Raw genomic sequence first — 18,956 nt, forward strand, 5'->3', positions numbered from 1 at the left:
GGTCAGGCCGCCGGCGTGGCCTCGTCGGTGTTGGTCGTCTGCGCGTTCGTGACCAGCACCGACGAGCCCCGCTCGGTCTTGCGGACCACCACCTGGCTCGGGATCCGGGTGCGCAGCTCGGCGACGTGGCTGACCACTCCCACTGCTCGACCTCCTTCGCGAAGGTCGTCGAGCACGGCCATCACCTGCTCGAGGCTCTCGTCGTCGAGGGTGCCGAAACCCTCGTCGACGAAGAGGGTCTGCAGGTCGAAGCCGCCGGACTCCTCGCGCACGGCGTCGGCCAGGCCCAGGGCCAGGGCGAGTGAGGCCATGAACGACTCACCACCGGACAGGGACGTCGTCGACCTCGCCTGACCGGTCCACAGGTCGAGGACCTCGAGCCCGAGACCGCTGCGGGCGCCGCGGGCGGCGAGCCCGTCGGTGTGGCGGAGCTGGTACCGGCCCTCACCCATGTGCGAGAGCCGCTCGTTGGCCAGGACGGCGACCTTCTCCAACCGCGCCGCCAGCACGAACGCGGACAGCCGCATCCGCAACGCGTTGCTGGCACTCGTGCCGGCGACCGTGTCGGCCAGCTCGCGGATGACCTGGTGGCGGGCCTCCGCCTCGGTGATGCGCCCGCACCGAGCGGTGATGCTGCCCCGCACCCGGTCGAGGCCGCCGATCGTGCGACGGACCAACGTGTCGGCGGCGACGGCTGACGTGTGGGCGGCGTGGGCAGCCTCCCGTACGGCGGCGAGGGCGTCGACATCGAGGTCGGCGGACCCGAGCGCCTTCTGCACCTCGGGCTCGGCCAGGGTGGTGCGAGCCACCAGGACTGCCTCGTCGTGGGCCGCCACGGCCTCACGGAGCCGCGTCACCTCGGGTGCCGGCAGCTGCCCGGCCCTGGCCTCGTCGGGGCCGGGGAAGCCGGCGGCGACGAAGGAGTCGTGAGTCGCGGCGGCGACCGACGCCGCGTCACGCTGCGCACGCTCGAGCTCCGCGACCGCAGCCGCATGGGTGCCCGCGGCGGTGACGGCCTTGGCGTGACCGGCGCTGATGGCGGAGAGCCGGTCGGGATCGCGCAGGTCAGCACGTCCCGAGGAGCCCGACGAGGCTGGGGCCGCGGCCGACGGCACCCCGGTCTCGGCACAGGGGCAGCGTTCGGCGTGCTCACCCAGCGCCTCGGCCAGGGCTACGCGGTCGGCCGCCAGCTGGGTGTCGACGTCGTCGATCCTCGAGGCGAGGGTCGCGCAGGTCTGCTGCTCCTCCACCAGCGCGGCCGTCAGCGACTCGACCGAGGCGGTGAGGCTCGCCACCCGGCCTCGCGCCGGACCGACAGCCCGGGCGAGGGCGGTGACCTCGTCGAGGTGCTGCCGGGCGTGCGTGACGGCCTCGTCGAGCACGCCCTGGTCGCCGGGCTCGGCACCGAGCTGCTCGCGGATCTGGGCCACGGTGGCCGCGAGGGCCGCCGCCGTGCGTTCGGTCTCCGCGAGCTCGTCGGCTGCCTGCTGCCAGCTGGCCTCTGCCTGGGAGACCTCGTCGGCCGTCACGAGGTCGGTGGAGGAGGCGAGCCGGGGGTGGTCCGGCGCTCCGCAGACCGGGCAGGGCTCGCCCTCCTCGAGACGGCTCGCCAGCTCGCCGGCCATGGCATCGAGGCGAGCCTGGCGCCGGTCCTGGTAGACGTCACGCAGGTCCTGGGCGGCGCTGCGCCGGGTGGCGACCTGGGCCTGACAAGCCGTCTGCCGCTCGAGGCTCTGGTCGAGGCTGCGTCGCAGTGCGAGCACGCCGCGGGCGCGGTCGAGCCGCGCCGTGGCGGACTCGACCTGCACGGCGCCCTGCTCTGCGGTCGTGAGGGTCGCGGTCGCCTCGACCAGCTCGGCGCGGGTCGCGGTCAGCCGCTCGGTGGACCGTTCAACGTCGACGGTGCGGGTGTCGAGCTCGCCCTTGAGGAGCGCGGACGCGCGCTCCCGCTCGTGCACCACCATGTGGATGCGCTGCGCGGTGGACAGCGCCTGGGCGCCCACCTCGAGCAGCTCGATCACGGCGTCGATCGCTGCCGAGCCCCGTCCGGCCAGGGCCCAGCGCGCCACATCGGGCTGCGTCGAGGCAACGCGACCTTCGGCGGCCGCCAGGGCCGCCGACACCCGGTCGAGGGCCTTGAGGTCGCCGGCGACCGAGCTGGCTCGCTCGGCCAGCGCGATCCGGGCAGCGGCGGCGTCGCGGCTGTCGGCGTCGGTCTCGAGCGCGGTGAGCGCCGCGCGGGCGGCGAGCCCGCGGGTCCGCCTGGCGACCGTCTCCTGGGCCAGGGCATGCGCCGTGGAGGCTGCTTCGTCGGCCAGCCGCGTCGCGTCGACCGCTGCGAGCCTCGCGGTCGACCCTTCGTCGAGCGCCTGCCGAGCAGCCTCGAGCGCCGGGGGCAGCTCGTCGAGCGCCAGGTCGTTCCAGTCGCGCGAGCCCTCCCCGAGGTCGGGCGCATCGGCCAGCACGTCGGCGAGGACCGCCAGCTCGGCGTTGAGGGCAGCCCGCTCCTCGGCCACGACAGTGCCGGACTCCTTGCGCTGCAGGGCAAACCACTCCTCGAGGCCGGCAAACGACGACACGTCGAAGAGCCGCTCCAGCAGCGACCGGCGCTCCTCGGGGGTGGCCCGGAGGAACGCGGCGAAGTCGCCCTGGGGGAGGAGGACCACCTTGCTGAACTGCTCGAGACCCATGCCCAGGACGTCCTTGACGACGTCGGCGATCTCGTCGTGACGGGTGCTCAGGGCCAGCCACTCGGCGCCGCGCCGCTCCCAGAGCACCGCTCTGGCCTGCACCTTGGTCTCGCCCTTGCCCCTGGCCTTGGGCCGCAGGAACTCCGGGGACCGCTCGATCTTCAGCCGGCGCCCGCTGGCGGTGAGCTCGAGCGTCACCGACGGCACGGCTCCGCGCTCGGCGTGGTCGCTGTGCAGCTGCTTCTTCGAGCGGGCGCCGGGGACGTCGGCATACAGGGCGAATGCGACGGCGTCGAGCAGGCTGGTCTTGCCGGCTCCGGTCGCACCGCGGATCAGGAAGAGGCCACCGGCCGAGGCCGCGTCGAGGTCGACCTCCACGGTGCCGGCGAACGGGCCGAAGGCGGTCACCCGGAGTCGGTGCAGCCTCACGCCACACCTCGTCGTGCCGACGGCAGGCTCAGCGGGAGCTGGCCCTCGTCAGCGTGGCCGGCGCGCTGCACCCGGACGGCCTCCACGGCCGCGGCGAGCACGGCGTGCTCCTCCTCGGACGGGCCGTGACCGCGACGGACGTGGCCGAGGAACGAGCAGCACACGTCGAGGTCGGACTCGGCCGTGGTGCGCTGGGTGTAGCTGCGCACGGGCACGGGTGCGCCCTGGGGGTCGAACTGCAGCACCAGGGTGTGGGGGAAGCGCCGCCGCAGCTGCTCCATCGCCCCCAGCGGACGCACGGGGTCGGTCAGGGTCACCTGGCACCAGGAGCGTTCGGCGGGAGTCAGGGCAGGGTCGGTGAGGAGCAGGTCGATGTCGCCGCGCAGGACCGCCAACGGGCGCTCGACCGGCGCGTCCACCGCCTCGACGCTGACGCCGGAGTCGTCGATGTCGACGAGCCAGGAACCCTTGGTGTGTCCGGCCTCGCTGAACGACAGTGGCACCGGCGACCCGCTGTAGCGCACGTCGTCCGCGACCCGCTGGCGTCCGTGCAGGTGGCCGAGCGCGACGTAGTCGGTGCCGGCAAAGACCTTCGGGTGGACCGCCGAGACGCCACCCACGGAGATGTCGCGCTCGGAGTCGCTGGTCGCACCCCCCGTGACGAACGCGTGTGCCATGACGACCGACGGCCCCCCGCGCACGGCCCGGTCTGCGTCGACTTTGGCCATGGCGGCCCGCAGGACGCCCGCGTGGGAGCGCTCGGAGGCGCCCAGCGGGTCGGCGGCGACGGCCGGCTCCAGGTAGGGGAGCGGGTAGACGGCCACGCCGTCGACCACGACGGGCACCCCGATGGACTCGGTCGAGGTGCGGATGTGCAGGCCGGCCCGGGAGAGCAGCTCGCTGGCGAAACCGAGCCGGATTGCCGAGTCGTGGTTGCCGCTGGACAGCACCACCGCGGCCCCGGCGTCGATCAGTCGCGTGACCGCCGTGGAGAGCAGGTCGACCGTGTCGGGGGAGGGCAGCGCGCGGTCGTAGACGTCACCGGAGACCAGGACGACGTCCACCGACTCCGCCCGCACCGTGTCGACGAGGTGGTCGACGAACCTGGCCTGGGCGCCGAGCAGCCCCACCTGGTGGAACGAACGTCCCAGGTGCCAGTCGGAGGTGTGGAGGAACCGCACGCTTGAAGGCTAGGAGAGCGGACCGACAGCCGTTGGCAGGCGCGCCCTGCGCATGGTTAGGTCATCACACACGTCACATCCTGAGGCAAGGCGCCACCCCGGTGTCACGACCAGGGCTACACCGGAGGAGGTTCCGTGGGCGAAGAGGTCAACGCGCAGAGCTACACGCGCGAGCAGCGCCAGCGGTACCGCGAGAAGGTCCGCCAGAACCTCGATGTCTTCGAGCGGATGCTGGCCCAGAGCCAGTTCGAGTTCGACCGCCCGATGACCGGGATGGAGATCGAGCTCAACCTCGTCGACGACGCCTACCAGCCCAAGTTCGCCAACGCCGAGGTGCTCGAGGAGATCGCCGACCCCGGCTACCAGACCGAGCTCGCCCAGTACAACATCGAGCTCAACGTGCCGCCCCGCCCGCTCCCGGGCGACTCGGCGATCGAGCTCGAGGACGAGATGCGTGCCTCGCTCAACGCCGCCAGCACGGCCGCGGAGAAGCGCGGCGCCCACATCGTCGCCGTCGGCATCCTCCCCACGATCATGCCCGAGCACTTCGAGGGTGACTGGATCAGCGCGAACAACCGCTACACGGCGCTCAACGACTCGATCTTCTACGCGCGCGGCGAGGACATCTACCTCGATATCGAGGGCCCGACGGGGGAGCGGGTGGCGACCTACTGCGACTCGATCGCCCCCGAGTCCGCGTGCACCAGCGTCCAGCTCCACCTCCAGGTCGCGCCGCAGGACTTCGCCGCGCACTGGAACTCCGCGCAGGCCCTGGTCGCACCCCAGATCGCGCTGGCCGCCAACTCGCCCTACTTCTTCGGCAAGCGTCTGCACGCCGAGACCCGGATCGAGCTGTTCAGCCAGGCCACCGACACCCGCAGCATCGAGCTGAAGAACCAGGGCGTCCGGCCGCGGGTGTTCTTCGGCGAGCGCTGGATCACCTCGATCTTCGACCTGTTCGAGGAGAACGTCCGCTACTTCCCGGCCTTGCTGGCCGAGGTCAGCGACGAGGACCCGGTGGCCATGCTCGCGGCCGGCGAGGCACCTTCGCTGCCCGAGCTGCGGCTGCACAACGGCACCGTCTACCGCTGGAACCGGCCGATCTACGACATCGTCGACGGCACGCCCCACCTGCGCGTCGAGAACCGTGTCCTGCCGGCCGGCCCGACCCTGGTCGACGTGCTGGCCAACGCGGCCTTCTACTACGGGGTCATCCGCAAGCTGGCCTCGGACGACCGCCCCCTCTGGACCAAGATGAGCTTCGCCGCCGCGGAGCAGAACTTCCACAACGCCGCCCGTGACGGCATCGAGTCGCGGCTCTACTGGCCGGGTTTCGGCGAGGTGCGGGCCGAGGAGCTGGTGCTCCGGCACCTCCTGCCGATGGCCCACGAAGGGCTGTCGGACTGGGGTGTCTCCCAGGCCGTCCGCGACCGCTACCTGTCCGTCATCGAGGGCCGCTGCAAGACCAGCACCAACGGGGCGACCTGGCAGACCGACACGGTCGAACGGCTCGAGGCCGCGGGGCTGGACCGGCAGAAGGCGCTGGCCGAGATGCTGCGGCTCTACGCGACGCACATGCACAGCAACGAGCCGGTGCACACCTGGCCACTGCCCTGACCACGGCAGCGAGCCCAGCACGGCGGTGAGGCGTGCCGCCGAGCTCGGCGGTGTCGGTTCGGGACGCTATGGTGTCTTCAGACCTTGACGCCCTTGACGCAACGGAGGCACTGATGACCTCGAGGACCCGGACCACGACAGACGCCGACGCCCTCGCCGAGGCGGTGCGGTCCCGGGTGGAGCAGCGCGCTGCCGAGCTCGAGGCGCAGGGACGCCGGCTGGAGCTCGGTGACGTCGAGGCCCTCGCCGACCGGATGCTCGCCGCCCTGCCGTCCGTGCACCCGCTCGACCAGCCGCTGGGACCGTTCTACGACACCGCGGGCCTGGTGGCCTGGCTGGGCATCTCCCGCCAGGCGCTCTTCGACCGGGTGCGCAGAGGCACGGTCCTCGCCTGCCGCACCACCGACGGGCACCTCGTCTACCCGTCGCTGCAGTTCGGCCGCAACGGGGCCGTCCGCCCGGGAGTCCAGGACGCCGTGGGCGCCTTCGTCCGCAAAGGTGCCGACGGCTGGTCGATCGGGGCGTGGCTCACGACCCCGTCGGCCGTGTTCGACGGCCACAGTGCGGTCGACTACCTCGTCGTGCACCGGTCCTCCCCGAGCTCGGTGGCGCGGGTGACGGCGGCGGCCGTCGCCGACGCCAGCCAGTGGGCCGCATGACGGCTCGCGAGCGGACCGCCCTCGGTCCGCCTCCCGACTCCGTGGCCGACTTCCCGGCCTACCCCGTCGTCGAGGAGGCCGACCTGTTCCGCGCCCACGGTCGTGACCTCGGTCCGTGGTGGTTCGGTAACGACGGCGGCGGCCGGTTCGACCTCCGCGCGCCGCGCGGCACCTGCTACCTCGCCCTCGACCCGCTGAGCGCGCTGCGCGAGCGGCTGGGGCCGGTCCTCGGTGGCTCTCAGTCGGTCCCGGAGAGCCTGCTCGAGGAGTCGGTGGTCTCCCGGCTCCGCGTGCCGGTCGCCCGCGACGTCGCCGACACCCAGGACCGCCGCGCAGCCGAGTTCGGGGTAACCCGAGAGCTCGAGTCGACCGTGCCGTATGCCGTGCCGCAGGCGTGGGCCCGTGCTTTCGACCAGGCGGGGTTCGGGGGAGTCAGGTACGGACCGCGGTTCACCCCGGGGGACTCGAGTGCGCTGGCCCTGTTCGACGACGAGGGCGTCCGTGACTGGCCCGTCGACCCCGATCCGGTTCCGGCACAACAGGTTCCGGGCGCCCCGGTGGCGCTGCCCAACCCGCGACGCAGCGACCTGACCGTCGTGCGCCCACCGCGCACGAGGGCGACTCGCGACTGACCGGCTGCCGTCCGCAGCCGGACCCGTTCAGTGTCCGCCGATCGCCGGCCCGTGGTTCCAGACCCGGACGGCCGGCTGCTCGCGCTCGAACTGGAGCACGCTGACCGACCCCGCGTCGAGCAGCAGCTGGGCCCCGAGCCGCGGCTCCTGGCGCAGGAAGACACTGGTGAGGACCCGGAGGCAGTGGCCGTGACCGACCAGGGCGACGTCGCCTCCGGCCATCGCCGCGACGGCGCGCTGGACCACGCGCGAGGCGCGGGCGGCGACCTCCTCGACCGTCTCACCGGGGGTGTCGCCGGGTGGCACCCCGTCGCGGAAGACGGTCCAGTCGGAGCCGAGCCGCTCCCGGATCTGCGGGGTCGTGAGGCCTTCGTAGCCGCCGTAGTCCCACTCGAGGAGGTCGTCGTCGACCTCGGGCGTCAGCCCCGCGAGCTCTGCGGTCCGTCGGGCGCGCTGCAACGAGGAGCTCAGGGTGAGGACGAAGTGGTAGTCGGCGACGAGCCGCCCGGCCTGGCGCGCGAGCTCCTCGCCGTGCTCGGTCAGCGGCACGTCGGTGCGACCGGTGTGCTTCCCCGACCTCGACCACTCCGTCTCGCCATGGCGCAGCAACACGAGTCGGCCATCTGGTACCGCTGGCGCTGAGGTCACGGCGCCAGTCTGACAGAGTGGCAACATGCGCTTGAGGTACCGCCTGCTCAACGTCTTCGCGCACGAGGACGACCCGTTCTCGGGCAACCCGTTGTGTGTCTTCGAGGACGGCTCCGCGCTCTCCGACGACCAGATGCTCGGGCTGGCGCGGCAGTTCAACCTGTCCGAGACGACCTTCCTGGTGCCACCGGCCGACGGGGCCGACGCGGGGGTGCGGATCTTCACGACGTCCTTCGAGATGCCGTTCGCAGGTCACCCGACGCTGGGCACCGCCCACGTCGCCCGCGAGCTGCACGGGCTCGGCGACCGGCTCGGCCTGTCGATGCCGGCCGGGGTCATCCCCGTGGCGGCGCAGGGCGACCGCTGGACCCTCACGGCCAACGCCGGTCGCGTGGAAGCGGACCTGGCCGTCGTCGACGTCGCAGTCGCCCTCGGGCTCGACGCCGACGACCTCGTCGAGCCGGTGCAGCAGGTCAGTGTGGGCACCTCCCAGGTCATCGCCCAGGCGGCTTCCGTCGACGCGGTGCGCCGCGCCCGCGCGAAGCCCGACCTCGTGGGTGGGTATGCCGGCATGGGCGCCCGCGGCGGAGAGACGCTCATCTACGTGTGGTCACCGGCGGGTGAGGGGCGGATCGAGGCCCGGGCCCTGATCAGCGACGGCCAGGCGGTGTCGGAGGACGCGGCCACCGGCTCGGCCTGCTCCAACCTCGGCGCCTGGCTCGTGGCCCGGGGCCGGTCCGGCCGCTGGACGGTGAGCCAGGGCGAGCAGGTGTCGCGACCCTCGTCACTCGAGCTGGAGGTGTCCGCGGAGGGGACAGTCACGGTCGGCGGCCTCGTCCGGGTCGTGGGGTCGGGAGAGGTGGTGCTCTGATGGCCGGCTACATCGTGTTCCTGCGGGCGGTCAACGTCGGGAAGCGCCAGCTCAAGATGGCAGATGCCCGAGCCGTGCTGTCCGACGAGGGCTTCGGTGACGTGGAGTCGCACATCCAGACCGGCAACTTCTTCGTCACGTCTGCGCTGCGCAGCGTCGCCAAGGTCGAGGCCGAGGTCGGTCGGGTCCTCGGCGCGCACGCCGGCTTCGACATCGTGGCCATCGCCCGCAAGCCCGCCGAGCTGCCGGCCCTCCTGGCGGAGCTGGACGGCATACCGGAGCAGGTGAAGGGGGAGACGAGTCGCTACGTCAGCTTCTGCACCACCGCGCCGTCCGCGGCAGCGACCGCGGAGCTGCACGCGCAGGAGGTCGCGCGCGAACGCGCCACGGTGATCGGCAAGGATGTGCTCATGGAGTTCGCGGTGCCGTTCCACGAGGCCAAGCTCACCGGCGCACGCATCGAGAAGATCCTGGGTGTCCCGGGCACCGCCCGGAACATCAAGGTCGTCCGCGCGCTGGCGCAGAAGTGGAGTGTCTGATGGCAGAAGAGACCGGCGGCACGGGACTCGGTCACCGTTCGATCAGCATGACGCGGGTCGAGAAGGGGTTGTACGAGGTGACCAACGCGCGGGGCGGCACGATGCTGCTGGGCGGAGGAGGGGACTCCACCCACTTCACCCCGGTCGAGCTGTTGCTGGCGGCGATCGCCGGCTGCAGCGCCACCGACGTCGACTTCATCACCGCCAAGCGCGCTGAGCCGGAGACGTACACGGTGACGGCCGAGGGCGACAAGGTCAGGGACGACAACGGCAACCACCTGGACAACATCACGGTGCGCTTCGCGGTGGAGTTCCCGGCGGGCGAGGCGGGTGACGCGGCCCGCGAGATGCTCCCCAAGGCGATCGCGATGTCCCACGACCGACTCTGCACCGTGAGCCGGACCGTGGTGATCGGGACCCCGATCGACAGCGGGCTGGCCGAGGACTAGGTCGGCGCGACCTCGTAGCGCAGGAACACGACCCCGTCGCCGAAGGTGTGCTGCTCTGCGAGCCGCAGGTCGACGGTCGTGTCGCGGGGGAGCGCCGGCGTCCCGCCGCCCACCGAGACGGGGTGGAGGTACAGCGAGACCTCGTCGACCAGGCCGGCGCGGAAGGCCTGCGCTGCCAGGGTCGGGCCACCGATCCCCAGGTCGGCCGACGCTTTCGCCTTGCGCTGCAGCAGGTCTGCGGCGTCGAGGTCGCGCACGAGCTGGGTGCGTGGGGTGTCGACCGCGGCCAGCGAGCCGGACACCACGACCTTGTCGGCAGACTGCCAGATCCGCCGGTACTCGGCGGACACCGAGGAGCGGTCCGACGCAGGGTCGTCGCTCGCCCAGTAGCGCATCACCTCCCACATGCGCCGGCCGTAGACGTAGGTGCCCACGGTGCGCTCACGGTCGTTGACGAACGCGTGCACCTCCTCGCTCGGGGCCGCCCAGGCGAAGCTCCCGGACGCATCCACGGTGTAGCCGTCGAGCGAGGCGATCGCGGAGTAGAGCAGTCTCGCCACGATGACCCCTCAGGCGACCCGGTCGCGCGCGGCCACGAACGCGGCGACGCAGGCCCGCACGTCGTCCTCGGAGTGGCCGGCGGACAGCTGCACGCGGATGCGCGCCTTGCCTTGGGGGACAACGGGGTAGGAGAAGGCGATGACGTAGACGCCCTGCTCGAGCATCGCGTCGGCCACTTGGGCGGCGAGCCGCGCGCCGTCGTCGCCGGGGAACATGACGGGGGTGATGGGGTGCTCGCCGGGCAGCAGGGTGAAGCCGGCGTCGGTCATCAGCTGCCGGAACAGCGCCGTGTTGGCCTGCAGCCGGGCCCGCGCGTCTTGGGAGCCGGCGGCGATCTCCAGGGCCTTGAGTGAGCCGGCGGCGACGCTGGGCGCCACGGCGTTGGAGAACAGGTACGGCCGGGACCGCTGCCGCAGCAGGTCGACGATCTCGCGGTGCGAGCTGACGTAGCCTCCGGAGGCGCCGCCGAGGGCCTTGCCCAGCGTGCCGGTGATGATGTCGACGCGGTCCATGACCCCGAACCGCTCCGGGGTGCCGCGACCTCCCTCGCCGACGAACCCCACGGCGTGGCTGTCGTCGACGAGCACCATCGCGCCGAACTCGTCGGCGAGGTCACAGATCCGGTCGAGCGGCGCGAGGAACCCGTCCATCGAGAAGACCCCGTCGGTGACGACCACCGTGCGGTGGGCGCCGGCCGCCACAGCGGCCTCGAGCTGGGTGCGCAGGTCCGCCATGTCGGCGTTCTTGTACCGGAACCGCTTGGCCTTCGAGAGCCGGATGCCGTCGATGATCGAGGCGTGGTTGAGCTCGTCGGAGATGATCGCGTCCTCTGCCCCGAAGAGCACCTCGAACACGCCGCCGTTGGCGTCGAAGCAGGACGAGTAGAGGATCGTGTCCTCCATCTGGAGGAACTCGGACAACGCCCCCTCCAGCTGCTTGTGGAGCACCTGCGTGCCACAGATGAACCGCACGCTGGCCATGCCGAACCCCCAGTCCTGCAACGCCTTGGCGGCGGCGGCCTCGACCTCGGGGTGGTCGGCCAGACCCAGGTAGTTGTTGGCGCAGAAGTTCAGTGCCTCCGCGGTGGCGCCGTCAGCGCGCGCGGTCCGGATGTGGGCCGACTGGGGTGAGGACAGCTCCCGCTCCCGCTTGTAGAGACCGGCCTCCTCGATCTCCCGCAGGGTCGCGGCCAGCTCGTCCTTGACGGTGCCGTACATCGCTCAGCTCCAATCCATGATGACCTTGCCGCACTGCCCGGACCGGGCGGCGGCGAAGGCATCCTGCCACTGCTCGGCAGGCAGGCGGTGGGTGATGACCGACGCGATCCGGTCGCGCAGGACGGGGGAGTTGCCCAGCATCGAGCTCATCGCGTACCAGGTGTCGTACATCTCCCGGCCGTAGATGCCCTTGATGGTGATCATGTGCGTGATGACGCGCCCCCAGTCGATGGGGAAGGGGTCCTTCGGCAGGCCGAGCATGGCGACCCGGCCGCCGTGGTTCATGTGGGCGAGCATGTCCTCCACCGCGCTGGGCACCCCTGACATCTCCAGCCCCACGTCGAAGCCCTCCTTCATCCCGAGGGTCTGCATCGCCTCCCCGAGGTCGGACGTGCGGGCGTTGACGACCAGGTCGGCCCCCGCCTCCTTGGCCAGTGCCAGGCGGTAGTCGCTCAGGTCGGTGACGACGACGTGCCGCGCCCCCACGTGCCGGGCCAGCGCCGCGGCCATCACCCCGATCGGCCCCGCGCCGGTGATGACCACGTCCTCACCCGCCATGGGGAAGGACAACGCCGTGTGGGTCGCGTTGCCCAACGGGTCGAAGACGGCGCCGAGGTCGGGATCGAGGTCGTCGGGCTGCACCCACACGTTCGACGCGGGGATCACGACGAAGTCAGCGAAGGCACCGTCCCGGTTCACGCCGATTCCCTTGGTGTGTATGCACATGTGACGCCGCCCGGCGCGGCAGTTGCGACACGTGCCACAGACGATGTGCCCCTCCCCGGAGGCGCGCTGGCCGACCTTCACCGAGTCGACGTCCGCACCCACCTCGACGACCTCGCCGTAGAACTCGTGGCCGATGGTCATGGGGGCCTTGACGGTCGAGGCCGCCCACTCGTCCCACTGCTCGAGGTGGAGGTCGGTCCCGCAGAGCCCGGCGCGCAGCACGCGGATCTTGACGTCGTTGGGGCCGGGTTGTGGTTCGGGGACGTCCACCATCTCGAGTCCGGGGCCGGCGTGGGTCTTCACGAGTGCTCGCACGCCGAACAACATAGCCGCCCCCTTCGGACCCGGGGTATGCCGCGTGGTTCCCACCGCGACGTGTGCCGCGCGGTTCCCACCGCGGCGCGGGCGTGCGCCCGCGCCGCGACGTCGCGGCATACAGTCGGTGCATGGCCCGCTACCTCGACGTGCACCCCGTGGACCCGCAGCCGCGGGCGATCAGCCAGGCGGTCCAGCTGATCCGTGACGGGGGGCTGGTCGCCTACCCGACCGACTCCGGCTACGCGCTGGGCTGCGCCCTGGGCAACCAGGAGGGCAAGGAACGGATCGCGCGGATCCGGCACCTCGACGACAGGCACCACTTCACCCTCGTCTGCGCCGACTTCGCCCAGCTCGGGCAGCTCGTGCACATCGACAACCGGGTGTTCCGCGCGATCAAGGCGGCCACCCCGGGGCCGTACACGTTCATCCTGCCGGCGACCAAGGAAGTGCCTCGCCGACTGCTGCACCCGAAGAAGAAGACCGTGGGCGTCCGGATCCCCGACAACCGGGTGGTCCAGGCGCTGCTGGCCGAGCTCGGCGAGCCGATGTTGTCGAGCACGCTGATCCTGCCCGACGAGACCGCGCCGATGACCGAGGGCTGGCTGGTCAAGGAGGAGCTCGACCACCAGGTCGACGCGGTCATCGACGCGGGGGAGTGCGGCACCGACCCCACGACGGTGGTGGACTACTCCGACGGCACACCGCAGGTCATGCGGGTGGGCGCGGGAGACCCGACGCCGTTCGAGTGAGGGCTACATCTCCTCGTGGGTGTCGGGGTCGCCCCCGAAGAGCCGTCCGTCAGGTCGTCCGAGCGCGGTGATCGCGTCCATCTCCGCCCGGGTCAACGCGAACCCGAAGACGTCGAGGTTCTGCCGCTGCCGCTCGGGCGTGGCCGACTTGGGCAGCGCCAGGGAGCCGAGCTGCACGTGCCAGCGGAGGATGACCTGTCCGGGGGTGACCCCGTGGGCCGCGGCAGCGTCCGCCACTGCCGGCGCGTCGAAAGGCGCCTGTCGCTTCCCCATCGGACTCCAGGCCTCGGTGCGGACCCCCAGCGACTCGTGCACGGCCCGCATCCCAGCCTGGGGGAAGTAGGGGTGCAGCTCGATCTGGTTGACGGCCGGAGTCACGCCCGACTCGTCGATGATCCGCTGCAGGTGCTGCTCGGTGAAGTTGCTGACTCCGATGGTGCGCACCAGACCGTCGCGCTGAGCCTCGACCAGGGCCTGCCAGGCCTGCGGGTAGAGGTCCTGGCTGGGGTTGGGCCAGTGAATGAGGGCCACGTCGACCTGGTCCACCCCCAGACGGCTCGCCGAGTCTCGAAGTGACCGCAGCGCAAGGTCTCTGGCATGGAACCGCCCAGGGATCTTGGTGGTGACGGCGACCTCCTCCCGGGCCAGGCCCGAGCGGCGCAGGGCTTCGCCGACCTCGGTCTCGTTGTCGTAGTTGACGGCCGAGTCGAGCAGCCGGTAGCCGGCCTCCAGGGCGGAGACCATGGCCGCGATGCCTTCCTCGCCGGTGAGCGGGTAGGTGCCGAAGCCGATCGCCGGCAGCGTGGTGCCGTCGTTCAGCCGGTATGCCGTCGTGTCGGGGGACCCCGCGGGGTCGGCGGTGTCCGTGCGGTCCGTGATGCCCCTGCTGTCGTGGCTGGCCATGTCCCCACCGTAACCGCGGCCCACCGGAGTGGGGGTGTCAGTGGTGGTCGCTAGGTTCCTGGGCATGCGAGCTGAAGGCACGTTCACCGTCGAGTCGTTCGTCCCGGCCACGCTCGACCCAGCGCCGGCCGAGGTGTCGACGTCTCTGCCCGTCGGGGTCGCGGTGCTGGTGAAGCAGTTCAGCGGGGGAGTCGAGGGGCGCTCGTCGACCATCTTCACGGCCGCCTTCGACCAGGCCTCCGGGGTCGGCACCTACGTCGCCATGGAGTCGTTCCAGGGTTCGCTCGCCGGAGCCGAGGGAGCGTTCAACTTCACCCACGGGGCCACCACGACGGGCGCCGACCGGGTGGCCGAGCACTTCGTCGTCGTGCCGGGGAGCGGCACCGGTGACCTGACCGGCATCGCCGGTGCAGGGGGCCTGGCCGTCGAGGAGGACGGGACCCACCGCATCTGGTTCGACTACGCGCTCTGACCTGCTCCAGCGACCGGAGGTCGGCGGCCCGCTGGCACTGCGCCCGACGAGGTCGGTTGCGGCTCGCGCGCCTCAGCCTGAGCTGGCAGTGACCGGAGCGCCGAAGCGCAGCCCGTCGTAGACGAGGTCGACCAGGGCCAGCGTCGACGACGGCGGGGTGCTCTTCGGGTCACTGGTCAGGCAGATGCCGCCCAGCGCGCGGATCAGCTCCGGAGCCGCGACGTCCTGGCGGATGACACCGGCCCCGGCGGCGGGAGCCAGCACGCGCTCGGCCGCCGCACGCATCGTGGCGCGGGTCTGCTCGAACTGACCCGCACGGCTGCCGTTCATCATGGTGCGCAGCAGCGTGACCATGCCCTGCTTGACGGCATAGAAGTCCACGAAGCCGCGCATCCACTCCCGGAGCGCCTCGCCGGGGTCGTCGCTGGCGGCCAGCTCGCGAGAGCGCTGGTCCAGGGCGTCGATCTGCGCCCCGTAGACGGCGAGCACGAGGTCCTCGCGGGTGGGGAAGTGGCGGTAGAGGGTGCCGATGCCGAGCCCGGCGGCCTTGGCGATGTCGTCGAGCGAGACGTCCGCACCGCGCTCGGCGAAGGCGAGCGTGGCGGCGTCGAGCAGTCGCGAGCGGTTGCGGGCGGCGTCCGCCCGCAGCGTCTTGCCCTCGTCAGGGGACATCCTGGCCACCACCTTGCATAACCGGAGGCATCCTCCGTATAGTTCCAGAAGCGGAGGAAATCTCCGTTTCCATCCTTCGCAACGACGCGGAGGGATCCTCCGCTTCATCGCCATCATAGCTCGCGCTGCCGGGAAGGACCTCCATCCATGAGCTCCAGTGTTGCCCCAGCCCCGTCCACCCGGACCTGGCTCACCCTCGCCGTCGTGCTTACGACGCAGCTGATGATCGTGCTCGACGCGGCCATCGTGAACATCGCCCTGCCGGACATGCAGCAGGCGCTGCAGATCGCACCGGCCAACCTCTCCTGGGTCGTGAACGCCTACACCCTCGCGTTCGGGGGACTGCTGCTGCTCGGCGCCCGGGCCGGCGACCTCTTCGGGCGTCGGGCGGTGTTCGCGGTCGGCATGCTCCTGTTCACCACGGCCTCGCTGCTCGGCGGTTTCGCCGACGCGGGCGCCCACCTGTTCCTGGCCCGCGCCGCGCAGGGTGTGGGTGCGGCGCTCGTGGCGCCCTCCGCCCTGGCCATCCTGATGGGCCTGTACCCGCGGGCCGAGGACCGCACCCGGGCCATCGGCTACTACACGATCGTGTCGGCCAGTGGCGCGGCCATCGGTCTGATCGCCGGGGGACTGCTGACCAACTACGCCTCGTGGCGGTGGGTCATGTTCGTCAACGTCCCGATCGGCCTCGTGGTGCTGGCCCTGTCGCGGATCGCACTGCCCAGCACCCGCGCGCAGCACGGTCGGATCGACTACGCCGGCAGCCTCCTCTCCACCGCTGGCATGACCGCGCTGGTCTACGGCTTCATCCGAGCGGCGGCCGACGGCTGGGGGAGTGCCACTGCCGTGGGCTCGTTCGCCGTGGCCCTCGCGCTGCTCACCGCCTTCGTCGCCGTCGAGCGCGCCGTGGAGCACCCCATCACGCCACTGCACCTGTTCGCCGACCGCGAGCGAGCGAGCGCCTACGTGGCCCGGATGTTGCTCGTGGCAGGAAGCATGGGCGCGTTCTTCTTCCTGAGCCAGTACTTCCAGCTCGTGCTCGGGTGGTCGCCGGTGCGCACCGGGCTGGCGTTCGTGCCCTTCCCGGTCACGGTGTTCGTGAGCTCCCAGCTCGCCACCCGGCTGTTCGTGCCGAGGTTCGGGGGGCGAGTCGTGATGCTCGTCGGCATGGTCCTGTCTGCTGTCGGCCTGCTGATGCTCACCAGGTTGGAGGTCGACACCACGTACTCCCACCTGATCGGCTCGATGGTGGTCTTCGCCTTCGGCAACGGCACGGCCTTCGTGCCACTGACCGCTGCGGGCATGGCTCGGGTGGCTCCGCAGGAGGCTGGAGTCGCCTCTGGCCTGGTCAACGTGACCCAGCAGGTCGGGGGAGCCGTGGGGCTGGCGATCCTGGTCACGGTGTTCGCCACCGCCGGTCCCGGAGCCGCTTCGGGTCCGTCGGCGAGCACCCACGCCAGGGGGCTGTTCGTCCTGGGCGCAGATCGTGGGTTCGGGGTGGCCGCGGCGCTGATCGTCGTCGCCGTCGTCCTGGTGCTGGCCGTCGCGCGTCCCAGGCCGACACCGGCGCCGGCGGCGGTCGAGACGCTGGCTCTCGAGCCCGCTGCGACCTAGCCCGCTGCGACCCAGTCCGCCACGTGCACCACCCGACGATGGCCCGGTGTCCTCACGACGAGGGCCGGGGCATCGTCGGGTGGTGCACGTGGGGAGGGGTCTCCAAACGGCGAGTTGACATAATGTCGATTATCGGCGTTCTAGGGTGAGCACAAGACGACCGCGACCCGCGTCCGGGTCAGCGCCGCTCCTGGATGCGGATCAGGTTGCCTGCGGGGTCCCGGATCGCGCAGTCGCGCACACCGTAGGGCTGCTCGGTGGGTTCCTGGACGACCTCGGTGCCGCTGGCCTGGACGCGCTCGAACGTGTCGTCGAGGTCGGCCGTCGCCAGCAGGATCCCGCCGTAGGTGCCCTTGGCCATCATCTCGACGATGGTCCGCCGTTCCTCCTCGGTGATGCCCGGGTCGACGGCCGGTGGGTGCAGCACGATCGAGGTCCCGGGCTGACCGGTGGGCCCGACCGTGATCCACCGCATGCCCTGGTAGCCGACATCGCCCCGGACCTCGAAGCCGAGGACGTCGCGGTAGAAACCGAGCGCGGCCTCCGGGTCGTCGTGCGGGAGGAAGCTCGAGTGAATCGTGATGTCCATGGCGGTCACGCTAGCTGCGGCTCGACGGTCGCCGCTTCTCGATTCCTGACCGGTCTGGTGACCTGCTTGGCCACACAGGACGGGATCCCGGCGACCGACTCCGCGGCCTCGCGCCGGTAGGTGCTCGGCGGCATCCCGACGAGCTCGGTGAAACGGGTGCTGAAGGTGCCGAGCGACTGGCAGCCCACGGCGTAACAGACCTCGGTGACGCTCAGGTCGCCGCGGCGCAGCAAGGCCATCGCGCGCTCGATCCGTCGGGTCATGACGTATCCGTAGGGAGACTCGCCGTACGCCTTGCGGAACTCACGACTCAGGTGTCCGGCCGACATGTGCGCACCCCTGGCTAAGGCCTCGACGTCGAGGGGCTGCGCGTACTCGCGGTCGATCCGGTCGCGGACCCGCCGCAGGACGGCCAGGTCGCGCAGCTGCTGGGTGCGCGCGGTGGGTGCTGGCGAGCTGCTGGTCACCCCGCGATCGTGCCACGAGGCAGCGACCCGACGCACCTCTCTCGGCCGGCTTGCAGGTCGCCTCCTGATCGCAACCCTCCGCGCGCGGTGCGACCATGGGCAGACCGTCTGGCGAGGAGGACGTCATGGACCTGTCCAGCTTCTACGCCTTCCTGTCCGCCACCTGCTTCACGCTGGTGGGGTTGTGGTGGAACGTGCTCGAGCGACGGCCGCAGCTGTTGTCGACACCTGAGGTGCGCAAGCTCGCCGGGGGCATCTACCTGTCCTTCCTCCTGCCGGCGCTGATGGGGCTGTTCGCGCAGGTGGCCCCTGACCGACCCTTCATGTGGCGCACGACCTTCGGCCTGGTGGCGGTCGTCGGGATCGTCTCGACCTGGCGGATGATCCAGCTCGACGGCCAGGTCCCCCATCCCGGGCCGTTCCGCCGCTTCCGCTGGGTCGTCGTCGTCCTCTACGCGGCCATCCTCGTGCTCGGGCTGGCCCCGTCGGTCGCAGGCGGGCTGGGTCTGGAGCCGATCCAGGTCGCGGCGATCGCCCTGATCTGCCTGATCGTCATCGCGCACGGGCTGACCTGGGAGTTCCTGACCCAGGGCGAATCCGCTTCAGCGACAACGCCTCCACCTCGTAACGACTGACCGTGACCGTGCCGGTGCGGAAGAACCGGCGTCGCAGGGCCCCGACCACCTCGACGGTCTCCTGCGCCTTCAGGCCGCGTGCGCTGCGACGGGTGCGAGCCGACCAGCAGGCCACGTCGATCGTGTCTACGCGGGCAGCGCCTCCGTCGCTCGACCGCGGGACCACCACCCGCAGCTGAGCCACGCGGTCACCGCTGGGCAGCTCCCGCTCCTGCGCGTCCACGCTGATCCGACCGACCAGCCGCACCTCGTTCGTCCACTCCCCGGTCTCGTCCATGGGTCAACCGTGGGCCACTCCCCCGGTCTCCTCCAGTGCGG

The 18,956-nt window shown here is 71.5% G+C and carries 21 protein-coding genes; 10 read left to right on the forward strand and 11 right to left on the reverse strand.

Annotated elements, in window-relative coordinates:
- Positions 1-2: 2 nt before the first annotated feature.
- Positions 3-3,119, reverse strand: a complete 3,117-nt coding sequence (locus ABD262_RS06645) for an AAA family ATPase (RefSeq protein ID WP_344132963.1) — start codon at positions 3,117-3,119, stop codon at positions 3-5.
- Positions 3,116-4,300, reverse strand: a complete 1,185-nt coding sequence (locus tag ABD262_RS06650; RefSeq protein WP_344132966.1) for an exonuclease SbcCD subunit D — start codon at positions 4,298-4,300, stop codon at positions 3,116-3,118. Before ABD262_RS06650 ends, ABD262_RS06645 begins: the two co-directional genes overlap by 4 nt.
- Positions 4,301-4,435: 135 nt before the next feature.
- On the opposite strand from ABD262_RS06650, the gene ABD262_RS06655 reads away from it, so the two are divergent.
- From ABD262_RS06655 to ABD262_RS06665, 3 genes are all read left to right on the forward strand, one after another.
- A complete protein-coding gene (locus tag ABD262_RS06655) occupies positions 4,436-5,917 on the forward strand; it encodes a glutamate-cysteine ligase family protein (protein ID WP_344132969.1) in 1,482 nt (493 codons plus the stop codon).
- 113 nt (positions 5,918-6,030) lie between these two features.
- Positions 6,031-6,576: a hypothetical protein gene (locus ABD262_RS06660; RefSeq protein WP_344132971.1), complete on the forward strand. Its 546-nt coding sequence runs from the start codon at positions 6,031-6,033 to the stop codon at positions 6,574-6,576.
- A complete protein-coding gene (locus ABD262_RS06665; protein WP_344132974.1) occupies positions 6,573-7,208 on the forward strand; it encodes an RES family NAD+ phosphorylase in 636 nt (211 codons plus the stop codon). Before ABD262_RS06660 ends, ABD262_RS06665 begins: the two co-directional genes overlap by 4 nt.
- Positions 7,209-7,235: 27 nt before the next feature.
- Here ABD262_RS06665 and ABD262_RS06670 read toward each other — a convergent pair whose 3' ends face one another.
- Positions 7,236-7,856: a histidine phosphatase family protein gene (locus tag ABD262_RS06670; protein WP_344132977.1), complete on the reverse strand. Its 621-nt coding sequence runs from the start codon at positions 7,854-7,856 to the stop codon at positions 7,236-7,238.
- Between the two features lie 25 nt (positions 7,857-7,881).
- Between ABD262_RS06670 and ABD262_RS06675 the strand changes: the two genes are divergently transcribed.
- The 3 genes from ABD262_RS06675 to ABD262_RS06685 are packed head-to-tail and all read left to right on the forward strand — an operon-like array spanning position 7,882 to position 9,715.
- Entirely contained in the window at positions 7,882-8,727 is an 846-nt protein-coding gene (locus ABD262_RS06675; protein WP_344132979.1) for a PhzF family phenazine biosynthesis protein, read from the forward strand.
- Entirely contained in the window at positions 8,727-9,266 is a 540-nt protein-coding gene (locus ABD262_RS06680; RefSeq protein ID WP_344132982.1) for a DUF1697 domain-containing protein, read from the forward strand. Before ABD262_RS06675 ends, ABD262_RS06680 begins: the two co-directional genes overlap by 1 nt.
- Positions 9,266-9,715: an OsmC family protein gene (locus ABD262_RS06685; RefSeq protein ID WP_344132984.1), complete on the forward strand. Its 450-nt coding sequence runs from the start codon at positions 9,266-9,268 to the stop codon at positions 9,713-9,715. The genes ABD262_RS06680 and ABD262_RS06685 overlap by 1 nt, the downstream gene beginning before the upstream one ends.
- On the opposite strand, the gene ABD262_RS06690 is transcribed toward ABD262_RS06685, so the two are convergent.
- From ABD262_RS06690 to tdh, 3 genes are read right to left on the reverse strand one after another with little or no spacing between them, the layout of a single operon-like run.
- Complete coding sequence (locus tag ABD262_RS06690) at positions 9,712-10,275, reverse strand: dihydrofolate reductase family protein (protein ID WP_344132987.1); 564 nt, start codon at positions 10,273-10,275, stop codon at positions 9,712-9,714. The genes ABD262_RS06685 and ABD262_RS06690 overlap by 4 nt on opposite strands.
- A gap of 9 nt (positions 10,276-10,284) precedes the next feature.
- A complete protein-coding gene (locus ABD262_RS06695; protein WP_344132990.1) occupies positions 10,285-11,493 on the reverse strand; it encodes a glycine C-acetyltransferase in 1,209 nt (402 codons plus the stop codon).
- Between the two features lie 3 nt (positions 11,494-11,496).
- A complete protein-coding gene (gene tdh, locus ABD262_RS06700; protein ID WP_344132993.1) occupies positions 11,497-12,534 on the reverse strand; it encodes an L-threonine 3-dehydrogenase in 1,038 nt (345 codons plus the stop codon).
- Between the two features lie 131 nt (positions 12,535-12,665).
- Between tdh and ABD262_RS06705 the strand changes: the two genes are divergently transcribed.
- Positions 12,666-13,286 (forward strand): L-threonylcarbamoyladenylate synthase, encoded by a 621-nt coding sequence (locus ABD262_RS06705; RefSeq protein WP_344132996.1) that lies wholly within the window; start codon positions 12,666-12,668, stop codon positions 13,284-13,286.
- 3 nt (positions 13,287-13,289) lie between these two features.
- On the opposite strand, the gene ABD262_RS06710 is transcribed toward ABD262_RS06705, so the two are convergent.
- On the reverse strand, positions 13,290-14,189 hold the full coding sequence (locus ABD262_RS06710; RefSeq protein WP_344132999.1) for an aldo/keto reductase: 900 nt from the start codon (positions 14,187-14,189) through the stop codon (positions 13,290-13,292).
- Positions 14,190-14,253: 64 nt separating this feature from the next.
- Here ABD262_RS06710 and ABD262_RS06715 point away from each other — a divergent pair, with 64 nt between their 5' ends.
- The gene (locus tag ABD262_RS06715) at positions 14,254-14,661 is read left to right on the forward strand and encodes a DUF3224 domain-containing protein (RefSeq protein ID WP_344133002.1); all 408 of its coding nucleotides are present in this window, start codon (positions 14,254-14,256) and stop codon (positions 14,659-14,661) included.
- 72 nt (positions 14,662-14,733) lie between these two features.
- Here the strand turns inward: ABD262_RS06715 and ABD262_RS06720 are convergent, their stop codons facing one another.
- Positions 14,734-15,333, reverse strand: coding sequence for a TetR/AcrR family transcriptional regulator (locus ABD262_RS06720; protein ID WP_344133005.1), 600 nt, complete (start codon positions 15,331-15,333; stop codon positions 14,734-14,736).
- A 204-nt stretch (positions 15,334-15,537) separates the two neighbouring features.
- Between ABD262_RS06720 and ABD262_RS06725 the strand changes: the two genes are divergently transcribed.
- Positions 15,538-16,947 (forward strand): MFS transporter, encoded by a 1,410-nt coding sequence (locus tag ABD262_RS06725; protein ID WP_344133008.1) that lies wholly within the window; start codon positions 15,538-15,540, stop codon positions 16,945-16,947.
- Positions 16,948-17,125: 178 nt separating this feature from the next.
- Here ABD262_RS06725 and ABD262_RS06730 read toward each other — a convergent pair whose 3' ends face one another.
- Positions 17,126-17,536, reverse strand: a complete 411-nt coding sequence (locus tag ABD262_RS06730) for a VOC family protein (protein WP_344133011.1) — start codon at positions 17,534-17,536, stop codon at positions 17,126-17,128.
- Between the two features lie 5 nt (positions 17,537-17,541).
- Positions 17,542-18,003, reverse strand: coding sequence for a helix-turn-helix transcriptional regulator (locus tag ABD262_RS06735; RefSeq protein WP_344133013.1), 462 nt, complete (start codon positions 18,001-18,003; stop codon positions 17,542-17,544).
- A gap of 125 nt (positions 18,004-18,128) precedes the next feature.
- Between ABD262_RS06735 and ABD262_RS06740 the strand changes: the two genes are divergently transcribed.
- On the forward strand, positions 18,129-18,638 hold the full coding sequence (locus tag ABD262_RS06740) for a hypothetical protein (RefSeq protein WP_344133016.1): 510 nt from the start codon (positions 18,129-18,131) through the stop codon (positions 18,636-18,638).
- On the opposite strand, the gene ABD262_RS06745 is transcribed toward ABD262_RS06740, so the two are convergent.
- Complete coding sequence (locus ABD262_RS06745; RefSeq protein WP_344133019.1) at positions 18,556-18,915, reverse strand: single-stranded DNA-binding protein; 360 nt, start codon at positions 18,913-18,915, stop codon at positions 18,556-18,558. The two genes, ABD262_RS06740 and ABD262_RS06745, sit on opposite strands and share 83 nt — an antisense overlap.
- Positions 18,916-18,956: the final 41 nt, after the last annotated feature.

The sequence above is a fragment of the Pedococcus bigeumensis genome (genome assembly GCF_039531795.1).
GTDB lineage: Bacteria > Actinomycetota > Actinomycetes > Actinomycetales > Dermatophilaceae > Pedococcus > Pedococcus bigeumensis.